Origin of the sequence: Serratia sp. CY27727, from assembly GCF_052169275.1 — a bacterium.
In the GTDB taxonomy this organism is placed as follows: domain Bacteria; phylum Pseudomonadota; class Gammaproteobacteria; order Enterobacterales; family Enterobacteriaceae; genus Serratia; species Serratia sarumanii.
Genome location: NZ_JBJNLB010000001.1, coordinates 444,768 through 458,325, shown reverse-complemented (window position 1 = coordinate 458,325; position 13,558 = coordinate 444,768). Strand labels below are relative to the sequence as shown.

At 57.2% G+C, this 13,558-nt stretch carries 23 protein-coding genes; 22 read left to right on the top strand and 1 reads right to left on the bottom strand.

From position 1 onward, the window contains the following. Nucleotides 1–62 precede the first annotated feature (62 nt). Entirely contained in the window at nt 63–407 is a 345-nt protein-coding gene (locus ACJ8HB_RS02425; protein WP_141240898.1) for a hypothetical protein, read from the top strand. 3 nt (nt 408–410) lie between these two features. On the opposite strand, the gene ACJ8HB_RS02420 is transcribed toward ACJ8HB_RS02425, so the two are convergent. Then, nucleotides 411–797, bottom strand: coding sequence for a helix-turn-helix domain-containing protein (locus tag ACJ8HB_RS02420; RefSeq protein WP_047568254.1), 387 nt, complete (start codon nt 795–797; stop codon nt 411–413). Between the two features lie 80 nt (nt 798–877). On the opposite strand from ACJ8HB_RS02420, the gene ACJ8HB_RS02415 reads away from it, so the two are divergent. The 21 genes from ACJ8HB_RS02415 to ACJ8HB_RS02315 all read left to right on the top strand — a co-directional run bounded on the left by ACJ8HB_RS02415 (nt 878) and on the right by ACJ8HB_RS02315 (nt 13,556). Beyond that, nucleotides 878–1,084 (top strand): Cro/CI family transcriptional regulator, encoded by a 207-nt coding sequence (locus tag ACJ8HB_RS02415; protein ID WP_047568252.1) that lies wholly within the window; start codon nt 878–880, stop codon nt 1,082–1,084. A gap of 61 nt (nt 1,085–1,145) precedes the next feature. Further along, nucleotides 1,146–1,598, top strand: coding sequence for a toxin YdaT family protein (locus ACJ8HB_RS02410; RefSeq protein WP_047568249.1), 453 nt, complete (start codon nt 1,146–1,148; stop codon nt 1,596–1,598). Between the two features lie 24 nt (nt 1,599–1,622). Beyond that, nucleotides 1,623–1,841, top strand: coding sequence for a hypothetical protein (locus ACJ8HB_RS02405; RefSeq protein ID WP_047568246.1), 219 nt, complete (start codon nt 1,623–1,625; stop codon nt 1,839–1,841). A 2-nt stretch (nt 1,842–1,843) separates the two neighbouring features. Continuing rightward, nucleotides 1,844–2,542 (top strand): helix-turn-helix domain-containing protein, encoded by a 699-nt coding sequence (locus ACJ8HB_RS02400; RefSeq protein ID WP_094859722.1) that lies wholly within the window; start codon nt 1,844–1,846, stop codon nt 2,540–2,542. Continuing rightward, complete coding sequence (locus ACJ8HB_RS02395) at nt 2,539–3,912, top strand: replicative DNA helicase (protein ID WP_047568241.1); 1,374 nt, start codon at nt 2,539–2,541, stop codon at nt 3,910–3,912. The genes ACJ8HB_RS02400 and ACJ8HB_RS02395 overlap by 4 nt, the downstream gene beginning before the upstream one ends. Before the next feature lie 44 nt (nt 3,913–3,956). Next, nucleotides 3,957–4,379 (top strand): hypothetical protein, encoded by a 423-nt coding sequence (locus tag ACJ8HB_RS02390; protein WP_047568238.1) that lies wholly within the window; start codon nt 3,957–3,959, stop codon nt 4,377–4,379. A gap of 3 nt (nt 4,380–4,382) precedes the next feature. Further along, the gene (locus tag ACJ8HB_RS02385; RefSeq protein ID WP_047568234.1) at nt 4,383–4,628 is read left to right on the top strand and encodes a hypothetical protein; all 246 of its coding nucleotides are present in this window, start codon (nt 4,383–4,385) and stop codon (nt 4,626–4,628) included. Between the two features lie 109 nt (nt 4,629–4,737). After that, a complete protein-coding gene (locus ACJ8HB_RS02380) occupies nt 4,738–5,259 on the top strand; it encodes a class I SAM-dependent methyltransferase (protein WP_094859808.1) in 522 nt (173 codons plus the stop codon). A 181-nt stretch (nt 5,260–5,440) separates the two neighbouring features. Further along, entirely contained in the window at nt 5,441–5,803 is a 363-nt protein-coding gene (locus tag ACJ8HB_RS02375; protein ID WP_094859724.1) for a hypothetical protein, read from the top strand. Next, the gene (locus tag ACJ8HB_RS02370) at nt 5,800–6,204 is read left to right on the top strand and encodes a hypothetical protein (RefSeq protein WP_094859725.1); all 405 of its coding nucleotides are present in this window, start codon (nt 5,800–5,802) and stop codon (nt 6,202–6,204) included. Before ACJ8HB_RS02375 ends, ACJ8HB_RS02370 begins: the two co-directional genes overlap by 4 nt. A 395-nt stretch (nt 6,205–6,599) precedes the next feature. After that, entirely contained in the window at nt 6,600–7,196 is a 597-nt protein-coding gene (locus ACJ8HB_RS02365; protein ID WP_047568227.1) for a DUF1367 family protein, read from the top strand. Between the two features lie 8 nt (nt 7,197–7,204). Next, nucleotides 7,205–7,510 (top strand): Ref family recombination enhancement nuclease, encoded by a 306-nt coding sequence (locus tag ACJ8HB_RS02360; protein WP_094859727.1) that lies wholly within the window; start codon nt 7,205–7,207, stop codon nt 7,508–7,510. Between the two features lie 154 nt (nt 7,511–7,664). After that, nucleotides 7,665–7,961 carry a hypothetical protein gene (locus tag ACJ8HB_RS02355; protein ID WP_060433296.1) on the top strand — a complete coding sequence of 99 codons (297 nt, stop codon included), beginning with the start codon at nt 7,665–7,667 and terminating at the stop codon, nt 7,959–7,961. Nucleotides 7,962–7,989: 28 nt separating this feature from the next. Beyond that, nucleotides 7,990–8,487 (top strand): hypothetical protein, encoded by a 498-nt coding sequence (locus tag ACJ8HB_RS02350; protein WP_094859728.1) that lies wholly within the window; start codon nt 7,990–7,992, stop codon nt 8,485–8,487. Nucleotides 8,488–8,497: 10 nt separating this feature from the next. Then, the gene (locus ACJ8HB_RS02345) at nt 8,498–8,725 is read left to right on the top strand and encodes a hypothetical protein (RefSeq protein ID WP_094859729.1); all 228 of its coding nucleotides are present in this window, start codon (nt 8,498–8,500) and stop codon (nt 8,723–8,725) included. A gap of 3 nt (nt 8,726–8,728) precedes the next feature. Continuing rightward, nucleotides 8,729–10,351 carry a portal protein gene (locus tag ACJ8HB_RS02340; protein ID WP_047568217.1) on the top strand — a complete coding sequence of 541 codons (1,623 nt, stop codon included), beginning with the start codon at nt 8,729–8,731 and terminating at the stop codon, nt 10,349–10,351. Continuing rightward, complete coding sequence (locus tag ACJ8HB_RS02335; protein WP_047568214.1) at nt 10,351–10,584, top strand: Bbp19 family protein; 234 nt, start codon at nt 10,351–10,353, stop codon at nt 10,582–10,584. The genes ACJ8HB_RS02340 and ACJ8HB_RS02335 overlap by 1 nt, the downstream gene beginning before the upstream one ends. Next, complete coding sequence (locus ACJ8HB_RS02330) at nt 10,571–11,395, top strand: hypothetical protein (RefSeq protein WP_094859730.1); 825 nt, start codon at nt 10,571–10,573, stop codon at nt 11,393–11,395. Before ACJ8HB_RS02335 ends, ACJ8HB_RS02330 begins: the two co-directional genes overlap by 14 nt. 15 nt (nt 11,396–11,410) lie before the next feature. Continuing rightward, complete coding sequence (locus tag ACJ8HB_RS02325) at nt 11,411–11,815, top strand: Gp49 family protein (protein WP_047568208.1); 405 nt, start codon at nt 11,411–11,413, stop codon at nt 11,813–11,815. A gap of 210 nt (nt 11,816–12,025) precedes the next feature. After that, nucleotides 12,026–12,937 carry a phage capsid protein gene (locus tag ACJ8HB_RS02320; protein WP_047571653.1) on the top strand — a complete coding sequence of 304 codons (912 nt, stop codon included), beginning with the start codon at nt 12,026–12,028 and terminating at the stop codon, nt 12,935–12,937. A 55-nt stretch (nt 12,938–12,992) separates the two neighbouring features. Continuing rightward, a complete protein-coding gene (locus tag ACJ8HB_RS02315) occupies nt 12,993–13,556 on the top strand; it encodes a hypothetical protein (protein ID WP_047568204.1) in 564 nt (187 codons plus the stop codon). Nucleotides 13,557–13,558: the final 2 nt, after the last annotated feature.

Here is a 13,558-nt window from a genome sequence, read left to right as displayed (position 1 = left end):
CCCGGTTGCTTTGGTCGGCGCCGGGGTAAAAGAACCCGCTTCGGCGGGTTTTTTTACGTCTGGTGGTTGCCGGTCTTTCCCGGCTGTCAGGCTGGTCAGGCCGCTGGTCTTTCCTCAATTTGCTGGGTGAAAAAATTGCCCCGGCGCGCGGGGCGAAAGACTACACACAGCAATGTCTTTCGGGTTGTGGTGGCCGAGAACAACGCCCCGAAGTTACGACCACCACGTTTAAATCCTTTGCCGCGTATCGCCCGGCTGGCGGAACATTTCTGAACAACCGCTGCAGGGTTAGTGCGCTGTTGATGGAAAGTAATTTAGATAATTCTAACTTTGCGGTCAACATAAAATTAGATAAAACGAACAAAATGAGCAATAAAAAACCCAACGTCATGAAAACATTGGGTTAATTTTTATAGGGATTTTCTGGCTTGAAGCAGCTCTTCAAACAGCCGGTTCAGACCATCGACTTTTTCCCGAAGAGAGGCTAGGTGGGCTTCTTTCTCAGACTCTGGTAATGCCTTAAACAGATCCAGCAGTTCAGTCTCACGTTCATCGAGTTGACGCGGCAACTCAACCGGATCGCCTGGCTGCTGATTCTCATCTCCGTAAAGAATCCACGTAGGTGAGCATTGTAAAGCCTTGCTGAGGGCAAATAGATTTTTCCCTCCTGGCTCACTGTCACCCGTCTCCCATTGCGAGATTGTGACGTGGGCAACCTGCACGTTCTTTGCAAGAGCGCGCTGGGTGAGTTTCAGTTCTTTTCTTCGCGCACGAATGCGCTCGCCGGGTAATGTCATAGTTAGATTATTCTAAATTTTCTTGACTTCGTTATCCTGAACATCTAGTTTGTTAGACAAATCTAACAAGAGGTGTCCGTATGTATACCGCAGATGCAATCGCATTCTTCAAAACTAAAGCAGGGCTGGCTGCTGCGGCCGGCGTAAAAAAGCCAACTGTTTACGCATGGGGCGAGCTTGTTCCCGAAGGGCGTGCCGCTCGTCTTGAACGTATTACTAACGGTGCCCTGAAATACGATCCCGCGCTTTATCAAAACCGCGACGGTGTCAACAAGGGTGCAGCTTAACAACCAACCCCACCGAAATCCGATTAAGCAAAATTGGTTTTCGAGCGACAGGAGACGCGAAGTGGAAAACATCGAAAAACTGAAAAACGAGATCGTGAGCTGGGCGGCGGAGCAGGGGCAGGAACACGTTGCCATCGAGATCACGCGCGCATGGTTCCTGCTCGGCGCCGACGGTGGCCGGGTTCGGCTGTATCCGATCGAGGATGAAACCGGCGCCGCCGACTGGCGAGCGATCAACACCAACCGGCAGGCGATTTTCCGCCACATGCGCAGCGAGTCGAAAGCCGCGCGTGAGAAGGTGCAGGAGCTGGCCGACGCCATGCTCGCTGCGCTGCCGGCGGAACGGCGCGCCAGGCTGGCCGGCCCGACTCAACAGTATTTGCTTTCGGTGGCCATACGTGAATTTGCCGCCGCGATTATCGCAATCCTGCTTGGCGCCTGTGACACGCCGCAGCGCATTGCCGGCGCACTTGTCGCCCTGCAGGAAACCCAGCGCCTGACCAGCGCCGCGTAAAAACTTTGTACCGAGGAAAGACCAATGCAAGCCAACCACATCACATACCGGAACGGCTGGCGCCTGAATGGCATGCCCGCCGACGCCGCAGAAATCAGACCGATATTTGAAGATCGCCAGGCTGCCGCGCATGCCGTCTGGGAACAATACGAGCAGGGCAAGGCCGCGCTGCGTGAAGAAAACTTATCGCCGGAGCAGTACCAGGACGCGTGCCGCCAGCTTGCAGACTCTCTGGGGATCTGATCATGAGCATGGAACTGATGGTGCGGGCCATGAAAATCAAAGTTGGCAACCCGCTGCGCAAATTAGTGCTGCTGAAACTGGCCGACAATGCCAGCGATCAGGGTGAATGCTGGCCGTCGGTGCCTTACATCGCTGAGCAGTGCGAAATCTCCGAGCGCTCGGTGCAAAATCACATTCAGCAGCTGGTCAAAGATGGGCTGGTGCGCATCGAAAAACGCCTGGCTGAGAACGGACTTAATCGCTCAAATGTTTACCACATCACCTTATCTGGCAGTGGTGCAAATCCTGCACCCTATGGTGCAGCTCCTGCACCAGGGGGTGGTGCAGCTCCTGCACCCAGAATCAGTCAGTCTTTTGAACCAGTCAATGAATCACCCCCTAACCCCCTAGAGGGGGACGACGCTGGCGCGCCGGATAAGTCAAAAATTAAATATCAGGACGTGGCTGACGCCTACAACGAAATCCTTGGTGATCGGCTGCCGAAGGTGCAGGAACTGAACGACAAGCGAAAACGCCAAATCAAGCGCCTGCTGGGTGAGCTGCATGAACCGACCCTTGACGCGGTGAAAGCCTACCTTGAAACGTTCGCCGACACTGCCGGACCGTTTTACTTCGGCGACAACAACCGCGGCTGGCGCGCTGGGTTCGATTACCTGCTCCGCTCCGAAGTGCTGGTTAAAACCCGCGAGGGTTCGCTATGACGCCGCAGGAGATGGAAGCGACCGTGCTGAGCGGCCTGCTGGTTGGCGGTGCCACACCTGACGCGCTGGACGTAATTGCGACCATGCCCGAGGACGCTTTCAGCATCCGGTTTTACCGCGAGGCCTACCGGGAAATTAAAAAACAGGCGCTGACGCACGGTGTGATCGACGTGGTGCTGATCAGCGAGGCGCTCGGCGGCGATAGCCTGGCTTCGCTGGTGGAAGTCAGCCGCATGCCAGGCACGCTGGCCAACCTGAAAGGCTTCGCGACGCTGGCAACCAAGGGCTGGCGCAGCCGCCAAATGGCCACGCTGCTGCAAGATGGCGCCGATAGCATCCGCAACGCCAGAAACCAAGAGCAGCGCGACGCGGCGATCCAGTCGGCAGTAAGCAAGCTGATTGAAATGTCTGCCGATACCGGCGGCGTGGTGCCGGTGCACCTGGGCGAGCTGCTGGGCGGTTACATGGACTTGATGGATCGCCGCATGAATGGCGACGCTGAAATGCGCAACCTGCACAGCGGCATTGCTGAGCTGGACGCGATTACCGGCAGCTGGAACCCGCAAGATCTGATCGTTGTCGCCGGCCGCCCGGGTATGGGTAAAACCGAATTTGCGTTGAAGGTGATCGAGGGCGCTACGCGCGACGGCGGCGGGGCACTGATTTTCAGCATGGAAATGGCGGCGCTGCAGATGGTAGAGCGTTCAGTTGCCGGGGCCGGAAACCTGTCCGTGTCGAAGCTGCGCAAGCCGGAATCGCTCTGTGACGAGGACTGGGGGCGGATACACACGGCGCTCGAGGTGCTGAACAACCGCGACATCTGGATTGTTGACGCCACCGATCTCAACGTTGACCAGATCCGCGCTATAACCGAAACGCACAAACGCCGCTACCCGCACTTGGCGGTCGCCATGGTCGATTATCTGGGCCTGATCGCCAAGCCCAAAGCAGAGCGCAATGATCTGGCCATGGGCCATATTTCCCGCAGCCTGAAAACCATGGCCATGCGGAGCAAAACGCCGGTGCTGGCGCTGAGCCAGTTATCGCGGAAAGTCGATGATCGTCCGGTCACCGCCCGGCGGCCGACAATGTCCGACCTCAGCGAGTCCGGCAGGATTGAGCAGGACGCCGACAGCATCGTGTTGCTGTACCGTGACGGGGTTTATAACCCGGACGGACCGGCGGCGCGCTACGCAGAAATCATCGTTGGTAAAAACCGATTCGGCCCCTGTGGCACAGTTTACCAGGAGTTTAAAAACGGCCACTTCGTCGCCTGCGATCAGGTAGTGGCAGAGGAGGCAACCCGCATTCAGAAGGAGGCACAGCAACCCAAACCGAAAGAACGACGTTACGCGACAAAGCCATTTTAACCGGCGCCTGACCAGCGCTTGAACGACCAAAACGAGGAAAGACCATGAGCACTATCAACGAAATGATCCGCGATAAGCGGTTTGTGATGGATGACGGATGCGACCACGCGCCGGCGATTCTCGACCGCATCAACCAGGCAGCCCGCGCCCGTTCCCGCGCGCCGTACTGCCCACCACCAAAACCTCAGCGCGTCGCCCGGCCGGCAGCCGAATCCGGCCCGATCGTCAAAATCGGTGACCGTATCAGCTACGGCCGCCGGGTGATGACCGGTATCTACGAGCTGCAGCGCCTGGGGCGTTCCCCCGAGTGCATCGCGCTGATGCTCCGCATGCCCCTCGATCGTGTGCTGCACATCCTGAAGCCTCTAACGGCCGTACGCCGCGAGATACAGAAAAGCGTGGCAAGTGGGTTACCCCCACGTGAAAAAGACGTCATGCGCCGTCTGGCGGCCGAATCGAGGGCATAAACCATGGCCGGGCAATCGGACTATCTACCGCCCGGTCTGCCATTCAATCGAGGCGCCTGGACGCAGGAACAACGCGATTTAGAGCAGTTCGACCTGCGCGCCTGCGGCCTGGTACGCGATTTATTCGCGAGGAAGATCACCCGCAACACTGTGCTGGTGGCGATTGAAGAGGCGCCGGAGCAATACCGGGAACATTTCAGAGCACGCCTGAATTACTGGCGTGACCGCAGAGAGGGTAAGGGGCAATGACATATTTTAAGGGCTGGGTGATCAACAACCCATGGGCGACGATGTTCTGGGCATGCTCGATTTTCTGGGCAGTTATTGTGACGGCGGTGATCACCTGGGAGGTGCTGAAATGATACCAGCAAATGAACTGAGCCTCGACGGCAAAAGCATTCTGGATATGTGCTGTGGCTCCCGCATGTTCTGGTTCGACAAAGAAGACGAGCGCGCTGTGTTCAGCGACAAGCGGAGCGAGAGCCACACCCTGTGCGACGGCAGAAAGCTGGTTATCTCTCCTGACCTGATCGCCGACTTCACTGCGCTGCCGTTCGCAGACGGCAGTTTTCCTGTCGTCGTGTTCGATCCGCCGCACCTGGAGCGCGTCGGCCCCAACGGCTGGCAGGGCAAAAAGTACGGGAAGCTCGACCGCGAAACCTGGCGCGATGAACTGCGTACCGGGTTCGCTGAGGCCTTCCGCGTTCTGCGGCCACACGGCGTGCTGATCTTCAAATGGAACGAAACCCAGATACCCGTTAGCCAGATCATCGCCCTCACTGATGAAAATCCGGCTATCTGGCAGCGCACCGGCAAAAACGATAAGACGCATTGGATCATCTTCGTGAAGGGGGCCGAGGCCCAGGAGAAAGCATTATGAGCATGGCAAACGACACATACGAATGCTGCAGAAGGAAGTGCAAGCTGGTTCACCTGCACTCCGAGCGCGTCATGGTTGAAGGTAAGCCGATTGGTGGCGTGCCTGTTAAGGATTCAACCTGTCCACGCTGTGGCTGCAAAGAGTTCTATATCGTTAAGCGCGATGATGAGGATAGCGAGTGATGGACAATAAGCTGAACGAACTGAGCAAGCCGGTGGCGTGGACTTGGCATGCATACGGTCTGCAACATGCCACAACGGAAGAAGACGAACGTGATGAGCTTATCGCTGATGGAGTCGAAAATTCCCCACTCTACTCGCAAGAGTACGTCTCCGCCCTGCTGGCAGAGCTGGAAGCGAAGGATAAGCGCATCGCCGAGCTGGAAGCCAAGCTGGCTACGCCGGTGCGGTTGCCTGACATACGCCAATCATCTTCCGGCGACAGATATCAATGGTCTGATGGTGCACATAACTACCGCCTGGATGTTATCTCAATGCTTCTTGGTGCTGGTCTCACTGTAGCCGTAGATGGGGATGATGCATGACACTAACGACCGAGCAGTTGAGCGCTGTTGAAACAACCAAAGAGTTTCGAGCGCTACTGAAATACATGCGGGCAATAGCCAAGGCAGAACCAGAAAGCGCAAAGGAGAAATGCGAATTAGAGTCAGGCCTATGGCAGTACGCCAGCCAAAAGACTATCAAGGCCATCGTGGAGCATATCGACGCACTGGAATTTGCGGTGGCGGCTAACCGGGAGGCGCAGCCGGTGGCATGGGAAATGCGCTACTGGAACAGCGGCCACAACATGTGGGGAGACTGGGAGCGCATCACAGCAGAGCTACACGCAGAGATGAGCGTGCAACACGCGACGGACAACGATTACGAGTTTCGTGTGCTGTGCACCGCCCAGCCAGTGCGAACAGTGCCGGATGGTGGGGAGTAAAATTAAAGGTCGCGAAGGCGGCCTTTTTTAGTGCCTCGGCCTTTTGTTTGACGTACAGCACAAAAATAACTACTGTTTATATGTACAGTATTTTGGTGCAATATCATTGCGGTACACAATAAAGAGATAGTTAATTGATTGATATTGAAGAGTTGATTAAGTCATTGCCCAATACCGGGAGAGTAGTAATAACATGTGAAAAAGGCTCAATCACAGGCACTCGCATCGTTAAGGAAAACGAGCATATAGTATCATTTAACGCGTTGATTGATTTGGCAAAATCCGCAGGTTATTCAGTTGTGAGACCTGATGGAAACGCGCTATAATTAACGGGCTGGACTGAACACCCAGCCCGTTCGAATTCTGAGCAACTGCTGCGCCACCGGAGAAAGCCCATGGCGCAGTATTCGTTTGTAAAATCCGCAGGAAATTTGTTAGTGCCGGCCACCCCGGACGCGATCGAATTCCTGAAAACCAAAGTGAAGATCGGCGCCGTTCTGTATGCCGATTTTAGCCAGGCTCGCAACCCGGCATTTCACCGCAAGTATTTCTCCCTGCTGAATCTCGGCTTCCAGTATTGGGAACCGACCGGCGGTGCCATATCGCCGACCGACAAAGAGCTGATCACCGGTTACGTGAAATTCCTCGCGTATTACGCCGGGAACGAAAGCACGCTGCAGGCAGCCGCCGACGAATATCTGCAGGATGTGGCAGAAAAGCGCGCCGGGAATATCAGCGCCGCAAAATCGTTCGAGGCATTCCGCGCCTGGGTAACGATCCAATCCGGCCATTACACCGCATACCAGATGCCGGATGGCAGCGAGCGCAAAGAACCCCGCAGCGTATCGTTCGCAAAGATGGACGACATCGAGTTTGCCCAGCTCTACAAAGCCACCATCGATGTGCTCTGGAATTTCATTCTGTTCCGGGCGTTCCCAGATCAGCAGGCTGCAGAAAACGCCGCCTCCCAACTGCTCAGCTACACGGCATAGGGGGAACCATGGCGACCAAAGACGAAAAACAATGGTTATCCGACGTGGCAGAGCTTGGCTGCGTCGTCTGCCGCAACCTGGGTTACGGCCCATCCCCTGCAGAAATACACCATATCCGCACAGGACAGGGCACAGCACAGCGCGCCACCCATAAGCAAACTCTCCCATTATGCCCACCGCATCACCGCACTGGCGGCCACGGTGTAGCTGTACACGCAGGAAGGAAAACATGGGAGAAGAATTACGGCTCTGAGCTGGAATTGCTGGAACAAGTCACAAGGGAAGTGGAGGAATTGCGCGAATGCAGAATTTAATCCTATCCCTAAGAGCAGCAGGAAATAGCGAAAAGTCAGAGGGCGCCCAGCGGTGGAAAAGAACAAAATCCTGTTTGGCCCATCTTCTTGCAATGGCCGGCGGCGCGTTCACCCCTCTCTATGCTCGCGCACGCGCGCGTTTAGGGGGCTGATTATGCCTCTCGTCGCAACATTCCGCACCGACTGGTTTCGCGTGATTACCGATATCAACCGCACCCGCATGGCAACGCAGAGCATCGCGGAGGAATTGGGCGTATCGAAATCTGCCGTTCTCGGCTGGAAATCGGGATCTGAGCCGCGCCATGGAGACGGTGAGGCGCTGATCGCTCTCTGGTGCCAAGCGACAGGCTCAGACCGTGGCAGCCTGCCGACGGTGCTTTACCGGCAATGGTGGACATTCAAGCGCCCGGTAATTGGTCGGGAATCCGACCGCAAGCAGGGCAGACAATGACCGCTCATCAATCCACGGAGTAAACGCAATGGGACGACCACGTAAAGAAATCCAAACCCCTGGACAGGAAAATCAGCGGCCGGAAGAAAACGCCACTGACGCACTGCTGTTGAATTCTGTCGTGCAGCAGCCCGCAAATACGCCGGAACAGCTGAACTCCGCCACCGCTGGCGCCACGCTGATTACCGCAGGCGAGCCGGAACCTGCCGGCGATGACAAAACAGCGATTCTGCAGCAGCGTGTTGCGAAGCTGCTCGACGGCGCAACACTGGAGGAGCGTAACGTGATCCTTTCCGGCCTGAATGAACAGGGCGCAGCAATTATCGCTCGATTCGAAAGGCTGGAGTTCCTCGACGCTGACGATCACCGCCTGACCGATAACCTCGAATTCCTCACCCTGGTGAAGAAAGCCACCGATGTGGCAACCGGCGGCGCCGGACCGATGGTGACGAACGAAGAGGGCAAGAAGCAGCCAGCACCGGGCAAACCTGTTTTAACCGAACACGGCTGGCACGTACCAGGCTAAGGAAACCGTTATGTGTGGATCTACACCGAAAGTTGTGCAGACCGACCCGCAGGCAGAAGCCGACGCAGCAGCAGACGCCGCGGCTAAATCTGCAAACGCCGACGCCGCAAGCCGTAAAAAGCGCAAGAAAGGCTCCTCACTGCTGGCCAGCGGCGCAGAGGGGGCCGCAGATGCCGGTGATTCACTGCTCGCAAGTGGTGCTCAGGCGGCAGGCAACAAATCAACGCTGGGGGCGTGATTGATGGACGACACCGCCGCAAGGCTGATTAAACGCGTGAACACGCTCAAGGCTTCTCGCCAGATGCACGAAAGCGTCTGGCGGGAGTGCTACGACTACACGTACCCGCTGCGCGGCGCTGGTTTCTCGTCTGAGGTGCTGGACGCCCAGAGCGCAAAGCACAAGGTTGCCAAGCTACTGGACGGCACGGCGACCGATAGCTCGCGCATGCTCGCGTCTGCTCTCATGTCCGGCATGACGCCGGCTAACGCGCAGTGGCTGAATCTCGACAGCGAATCCCTGCCGGACGACGCCAAGGCGTGGCTTTCTACCTGCGCAACGCTGGTTTGGGAAAACATCCACGCGGCCAACTTCGACGCCGAGGGCTACGAGGCAAATCTCGATGTGGTATGTGCCGGCTGGTTTGTGCTGTACGTCGATGAAGACCGGGACGAGGGCGGCTATTCATTCCAGCAGTGGCCGCTGGCGCAGTGCTACGTTGCATCGACCCGCAAGGACGGCATTGTCGATACGATTTTCCGCTGCTACCAGCTGACCGCCGAGCAGGCGATCGCCGAGTTTGGCCAAGATGCGGTAAGCGAGAAGATCCGCGACGCTGCCAAGAAAAAGCCAGACGACAAGTTTGATTTTCTGCATGCGATCTTCCCGCGTACGAATTACATGGTTAACGCGCGCCTGGCTAAAAACCTTCGCTTCGCGTCGTACAACATCGACGTGACCGCCAAGAAGGTGGTGCGTGAATCCGGATATCACGAATTCCCATGCTGCGTGCCGCGCTGGATGAAAATCCCCGGCGGTTCGTACGGCATCGGCCCGGTTTATGACGCGCTGCCCGATTGCAAGGAGCTGAACGAAACCAAACGCATGGAGAAAGCTGCGCAGGATTTGGCGATTTCAGGCATGTGGATCGCCGAGGATGACGGCGTGCTTAATCCTCGCACCGTCAAGGTGGGGCCGCGCCGCATCATTGTGGCCAACAGCGTCGACAGCATGAAACCACTGCTGACCGGCTCCGATTTCAACGTCGCATTCACCGCTGAGGAACGTCTGCAGGCGTCAATCCGCAAGATCATGATGGCCGACCAGCTGCAGCCGCAAGACGGCCCGGCCATGACGGCCACCGAAGTGCATGTGCGCGTCGCACTGATCCGCCAGTTGCTGGGGCCGGTATACGGACGATTCCAGGCGGAATACCTGCAGCCGCTTGTCGAGCGCTGTTTCGGTATCGCGTTCCGCGCTGGCGTGTTCCCTGAGCCGCCGGAGAGCATGAACGCCGCAAACTTCAACGTGCGTTATATCTCGCCGCTGGCGCGCGCACAGAAGCTGGAGGACGTCACAGCGATTGAGCGTTACGCCCAGAACGTTATGCAGCTGGTGCAGGTTTACCCGGACATTATCGACAACATGGACAGCGACGAAGCAAGCCGCGTTGTCGGCGAGGCGCTGGGTGTACCGGCCAAGGTTATGCGCTCGTCGGCGGACGTGTCCACGCTGCGCGACCAGCGCGCTAAGGCGCAGCAGCAACAACAGCAACAGGCATTGCTGATGCAGGCCGGCCAGCAGGCGGCAGGCGCGGCAGGACAGAGCGCTGGTGAAGCAATTGGCCAACAACTGGCGGGGGGTTGATGGGCATCAAGAAAGTTTCACCACTGGATTACAAGCGGCTGTTTGAAGAGACGGCCGGCGGCGCCGAGGTGCTGGACGAATTAACCCGGCGTTTCGGTGGATCAATTTTTGTGAAGGGCGGCCCTGAGGGTGACCGCCAAACCTGTTTTAAGGCCGGGCAACGTGACGTGCTCGATTTCATTTTGCGCCAGCTTAATCTGGCAGACGGAGTAAACGACGATGTGGAAGCTTAAACACCTTTTCATGAACGCAGATGCAGGCGCTGACGCTGGGGGTAATGGCGATGCGGATAAACCAGATACTGGTGATGCTGGCGGCAATTCTCTGCTCAGCACCGGTGCCACTGACCAGGCGGCCGAGGGTGATTTTATTCCTGAGAAGTACCGCACCAGCGGCGCTGATGGAAAATTTAACCTGCAAGACTCGGCGCGCAAGCTGGCGGATGCTTATTCGCACCTCTCCAAGCGCTTCGGCAGCGGCGATGTTCCGCCGAAAACTGTCGAAGAATATTCCCCGAAGGTAGAGGCCGAGGGATTCAAATGGGACGAGTTCAAGGCCGACCCTGAGATGCAGGGATTCCTCAAGGCGGCGCACGCCAAGGGCATCACCAACGATCAGATGGGCTTCATCCTTGGCGAGTACATGAGCCGCGCACCGGTACTGGTGGGCGGTGCTGCCGAGTTGGATCAAGAGGCGGCGGCTACTGAGCTGCGCGGCACGTGGAAAACAGATGCGGAATTCCAGAAAAATATCGGGCTGGCACACCGCGCGTTTATGTCGCTGGCTGACCCTGCAGACCAAGGCAAGATGGACGAGATCGGCAACAACCCGATGGTTATCCGCATGCTGGCGAAAATCGGTGCGGAGATGGGCGAGGATACCACCGTTGGTAATGGCCAAATCAATCTCGAAGAGCAACAGAGCATCCGAGACCTGATGAAGTCCGAGGCTTACAGCAACCCGAAACACGCAGATCACGAACGTGTATCTGCCCAGGTGCGCGCGTTCTACCAGAAAACCTATGGCGACCAAACCGTCGCATAATCCGAGGAAAGACCAATGTCCGACAAAGAAATCGAGCAGGAAATCCAAGCCAAAGGCAAAACCGCGCCGCGCGTAACGCCTGACCATATCGAGAACGTTATCACCAGCGAACATTACTTCACTGGGTACGACGGCCGCATTGGCGCGTTGGCCAATAGGGAGGATATTCCCGCTGTAGAGCTTGATGACGCGAATCAGCTTCGCCTGCTAACGTTTTGCGTTCTGGTTTTAGAGAATGGCTTTACCGTCACCGGCGAAAGCGCCTGCGCCAGCCCTGAGAACTTCGACGCCGAGATCGGCCGCAAGATCGCCCGCGACAACGCTGTGCAAAAAATCTGGATGCTTGAGGGCTACCTGTTGAAACAGCGCATGCATGACGACGCACACCTGCGAGAACTGCTGCGCCAGAAAGAAGAGTAACAGCCTCCACACAACATCGAGCGCCAGCCTAACCGCTGGCGTTTTCATTTGGTCGGGATTCCGACCGCGCACACGCAACAAAATCACTCCAACAGCCCGGCGTGGTAGCCGGATACCTGATTCCCCGCTGACCGTATGCGCCAACCGGCCAGCGTTGAACCGAGCCGGGAAACCGATACCTCGCAGGCGATAATCTTTGGAGTGATAAAAATGGCTTTTGATCCGAACAAGAACATGATCACCGCCGCCTTTGTGCAGCAGTTCCATGATTCTTTCGAAATCGCATCGCAGCAGAAGGACTCGCGCCTGCAAGCTGCCGTACACGATCGCGGGATGATTACCGGCGCATCGTTCACCATCAACGATATGGGCACCATTGAGATGAACCCAATCACCGAGCGCTTCGGCGATACGGTTTGGGATCTGCCTGAAGCGGGTACCCGTAACGCGCTGATGGCGGACTACGGCGTGTTCGTGCCGGTGGAAAAACGCGATCTGCGCAAACTGATCGCCGACCCGCAGGGGCCATATCTGCAACTGACCCTGGCGGCCGCGAACCGCAAAAAGGACGACGTGATTTACCGCGCGTTGCTGGATACCGTTCTGCGCAAAACCTCGGACACTGGCGCCTATGCTCCTGTGGCGCTGCCGGCGTCTCAGAAGATTGTGGCCGGCGGTACCGGCATGACCAAGGCCAAGCTGATCGCCGCTAAGGCCATGTTCCGCCGCAACGAGTGTGACGAACAGAACGGCGAAGAGCTGTTCATCACGTACAACGCCGACATGCTGACGCAGATCCTGAGCGATACCACCCTGACCAGCGCCGATTACATGGCGGTGAAAATGCTGCAGGAAGGTGCGGTGTCCGGCAACTGGTTGGGCTTCAAGTGGTTGGCATACGAAAAACTGGACTCGGCCAGCTCCGGCGATCCGGCTGTCACCACCAAGACCGCCGCCGCCTGGTGCAAGTCCGCGGTGCATTTCGGTACCGGTGCAGAGTACAACACCGATATCGGCCCGCGCCGTGACAAGAACAACACCATTCAGATTTCTGTCGATGCGTCATATGGCGCCGGCCGCGCAGCCGAAAACAAGGTTGTCGCGATCGACTTCACCGCTTAATGCCAGCGCTCCTTTGCCGGGGATAACACCCCGGCCTTTTTCATGAGGTAACGCCATGGCTTCCAGTATTTCTATCTGCTCTAACGCACTGCTCGCGCTCGGCGCGCACCCGATCAACAGCTTTGACGAAAACACCGAACACGCCCGCCTGTGCTCAAATATCTACCCGACTGTGCGCAATGACCTGCTGCGCAAGCACCCATGGAATTGCGCGGTTAAACGCGTGGTGCTTTCACCCAGCAGCACGGCGCCGGCGTTTGGATTCGGTTTCCAGTTTCCGTTACCTGGTGACCTGATCCGCATCCTTTCCATCGGCGAAGATTGGGACGAAATCCCGTATCGCATCGAGGGCAAGAAGCTGCTGGCAAATCAGAACGTGATCCGCCTGCGCTACATCTTCCGCAACGAAGACGAATCGACCTGGGACTCGGCGCTGGTCAATCTGGCCGAAGCCACCATGGCGGCCAAGCTGGCCTATGCGGTAACGGCATCCGCCAGCCTGCGCGACAGCCTGACCCAGGAGGCTGCCTACCTGCTGCGCCAAGCCAAGGCTATTGACGGGCAGGAAGATCCGCCGGAAGAACTTGGCGGCTATCCAACTTACGATTCGAGGTTCTGACC

Bases quoted from the DNA above. Each gene is read 5' to 3' on its own strand.
- ACJ8HB_RS02330 (WP_094859730.1), top strand. From the start codon at position 10,571: ATGTGGAAGCTTAAACACCTTTTCATGAACGCAGATGCAGGCGCTGAC.
- ACJ8HB_RS02385 (WP_047568234.1), top strand. From the start codon at position 4,383: ATGGCCGGGCAATCGGACTATCTACCGCCCGGTCTGCCATTCAATCGA.
- ACJ8HB_RS02365 (WP_047568227.1), top strand. From the start codon at position 6,600: ATGGCGCAGTATTCGTTTGTAAAATCCGCAGGAAATTTGTTAGTGCCG.
- ACJ8HB_RS02355 (WP_060433296.1), top strand. From the start codon at position 7,665: ATGCCTCTCGTCGCAACATTCCGCACCGACTGGTTTCGCGTGATTACC.
- ACJ8HB_RS02400 (WP_094859722.1), top strand. From the start codon at position 1,844: ATGAGCATGGAACTGATGGTGCGGGCCATGAAAATCAAAGTTGGCAAC.
- ACJ8HB_RS02320 (WP_047571653.1), top strand. From the start codon at position 12,026: ATGGCTTTTGATCCGAACAAGAACATGATCACCGCCGCCTTTGTGCAG.
- ACJ8HB_RS02415 (WP_047568252.1), top strand. From the start codon at position 878: ATGTATACCGCAGATGCAATCGCATTCTTCAAAACTAAAGCAGGGCTG.
- ACJ8HB_RS02370 (WP_094859725.1), top strand. From the start codon at position 5,800: ATGACACTAACGACCGAGCAGTTGAGCGCTGTTGAAACAACCAAAGAG.
- ACJ8HB_RS02375 (WP_094859724.1), top strand. From the start codon at position 5,441: ATGGACAATAAGCTGAACGAACTGAGCAAGCCGGTGGCGTGGACTTGG.
- ACJ8HB_RS02405 (WP_047568246.1), top strand. From the start codon at position 1,623: ATGCAAGCCAACCACATCACATACCGGAACGGCTGGCGCCTGAATGGC.
- ACJ8HB_RS02350 (WP_094859728.1), top strand. From the start codon at position 7,990: ATGGGACGACCACGTAAAGAAATCCAAACCCCTGGACAGGAAAATCAG.
- ACJ8HB_RS02335 (WP_047568214.1), top strand. From the start codon at position 10,351: ATGGGCATCAAGAAAGTTTCACCACTGGATTACAAGCGGCTGTTTGAA.
- ACJ8HB_RS02390 (WP_047568238.1), top strand. From the start codon at position 3,957: ATGAGCACTATCAACGAAATGATCCGCGATAAGCGGTTTGTGATGGAT.
- ACJ8HB_RS02315 (WP_047568204.1), top strand. From the start codon at position 12,993: ATGGCTTCCAGTATTTCTATCTGCTCTAACGCACTGCTCGCGCTCGGC.
- ACJ8HB_RS02380 (WP_094859808.1), top strand. From the start codon at position 4,738: ATGATACCAGCAAATGAACTGAGCCTCGACGGCAAAAGCATTCTGGAT.
- ACJ8HB_RS02340 (WP_047568217.1), top strand. From the start codon at position 8,729: ATGGACGACACCGCCGCAAGGCTGATTAAACGCGTGAACACGCTCAAG.
- ACJ8HB_RS02395 (WP_047568241.1), top strand. From the start codon at position 2,539: ATGACGCCGCAGGAGATGGAAGCGACCGTGCTGAGCGGCCTGCTGGTT.
- ACJ8HB_RS02360 (WP_094859727.1), top strand. From the start codon at position 7,205: ATGGCGACCAAAGACGAAAAACAATGGTTATCCGACGTGGCAGAGCTT.
- ACJ8HB_RS02345 (WP_094859729.1), top strand. From the start codon at position 8,498: ATGTGTGGATCTACACCGAAAGTTGTGCAGACCGACCCGCAGGCAGAA.
- ACJ8HB_RS02420 (WP_047568254.1), bottom strand. From the start codon at position 797: ATGACATTACCCGGCGAGCGCATTCGTGCGCGAAGAAAAGAACTGAAA.
- ACJ8HB_RS02325 (WP_047568208.1), top strand. From the start codon at position 11,411: ATGTCCGACAAAGAAATCGAGCAGGAAATCCAAGCCAAAGGCAAAACC.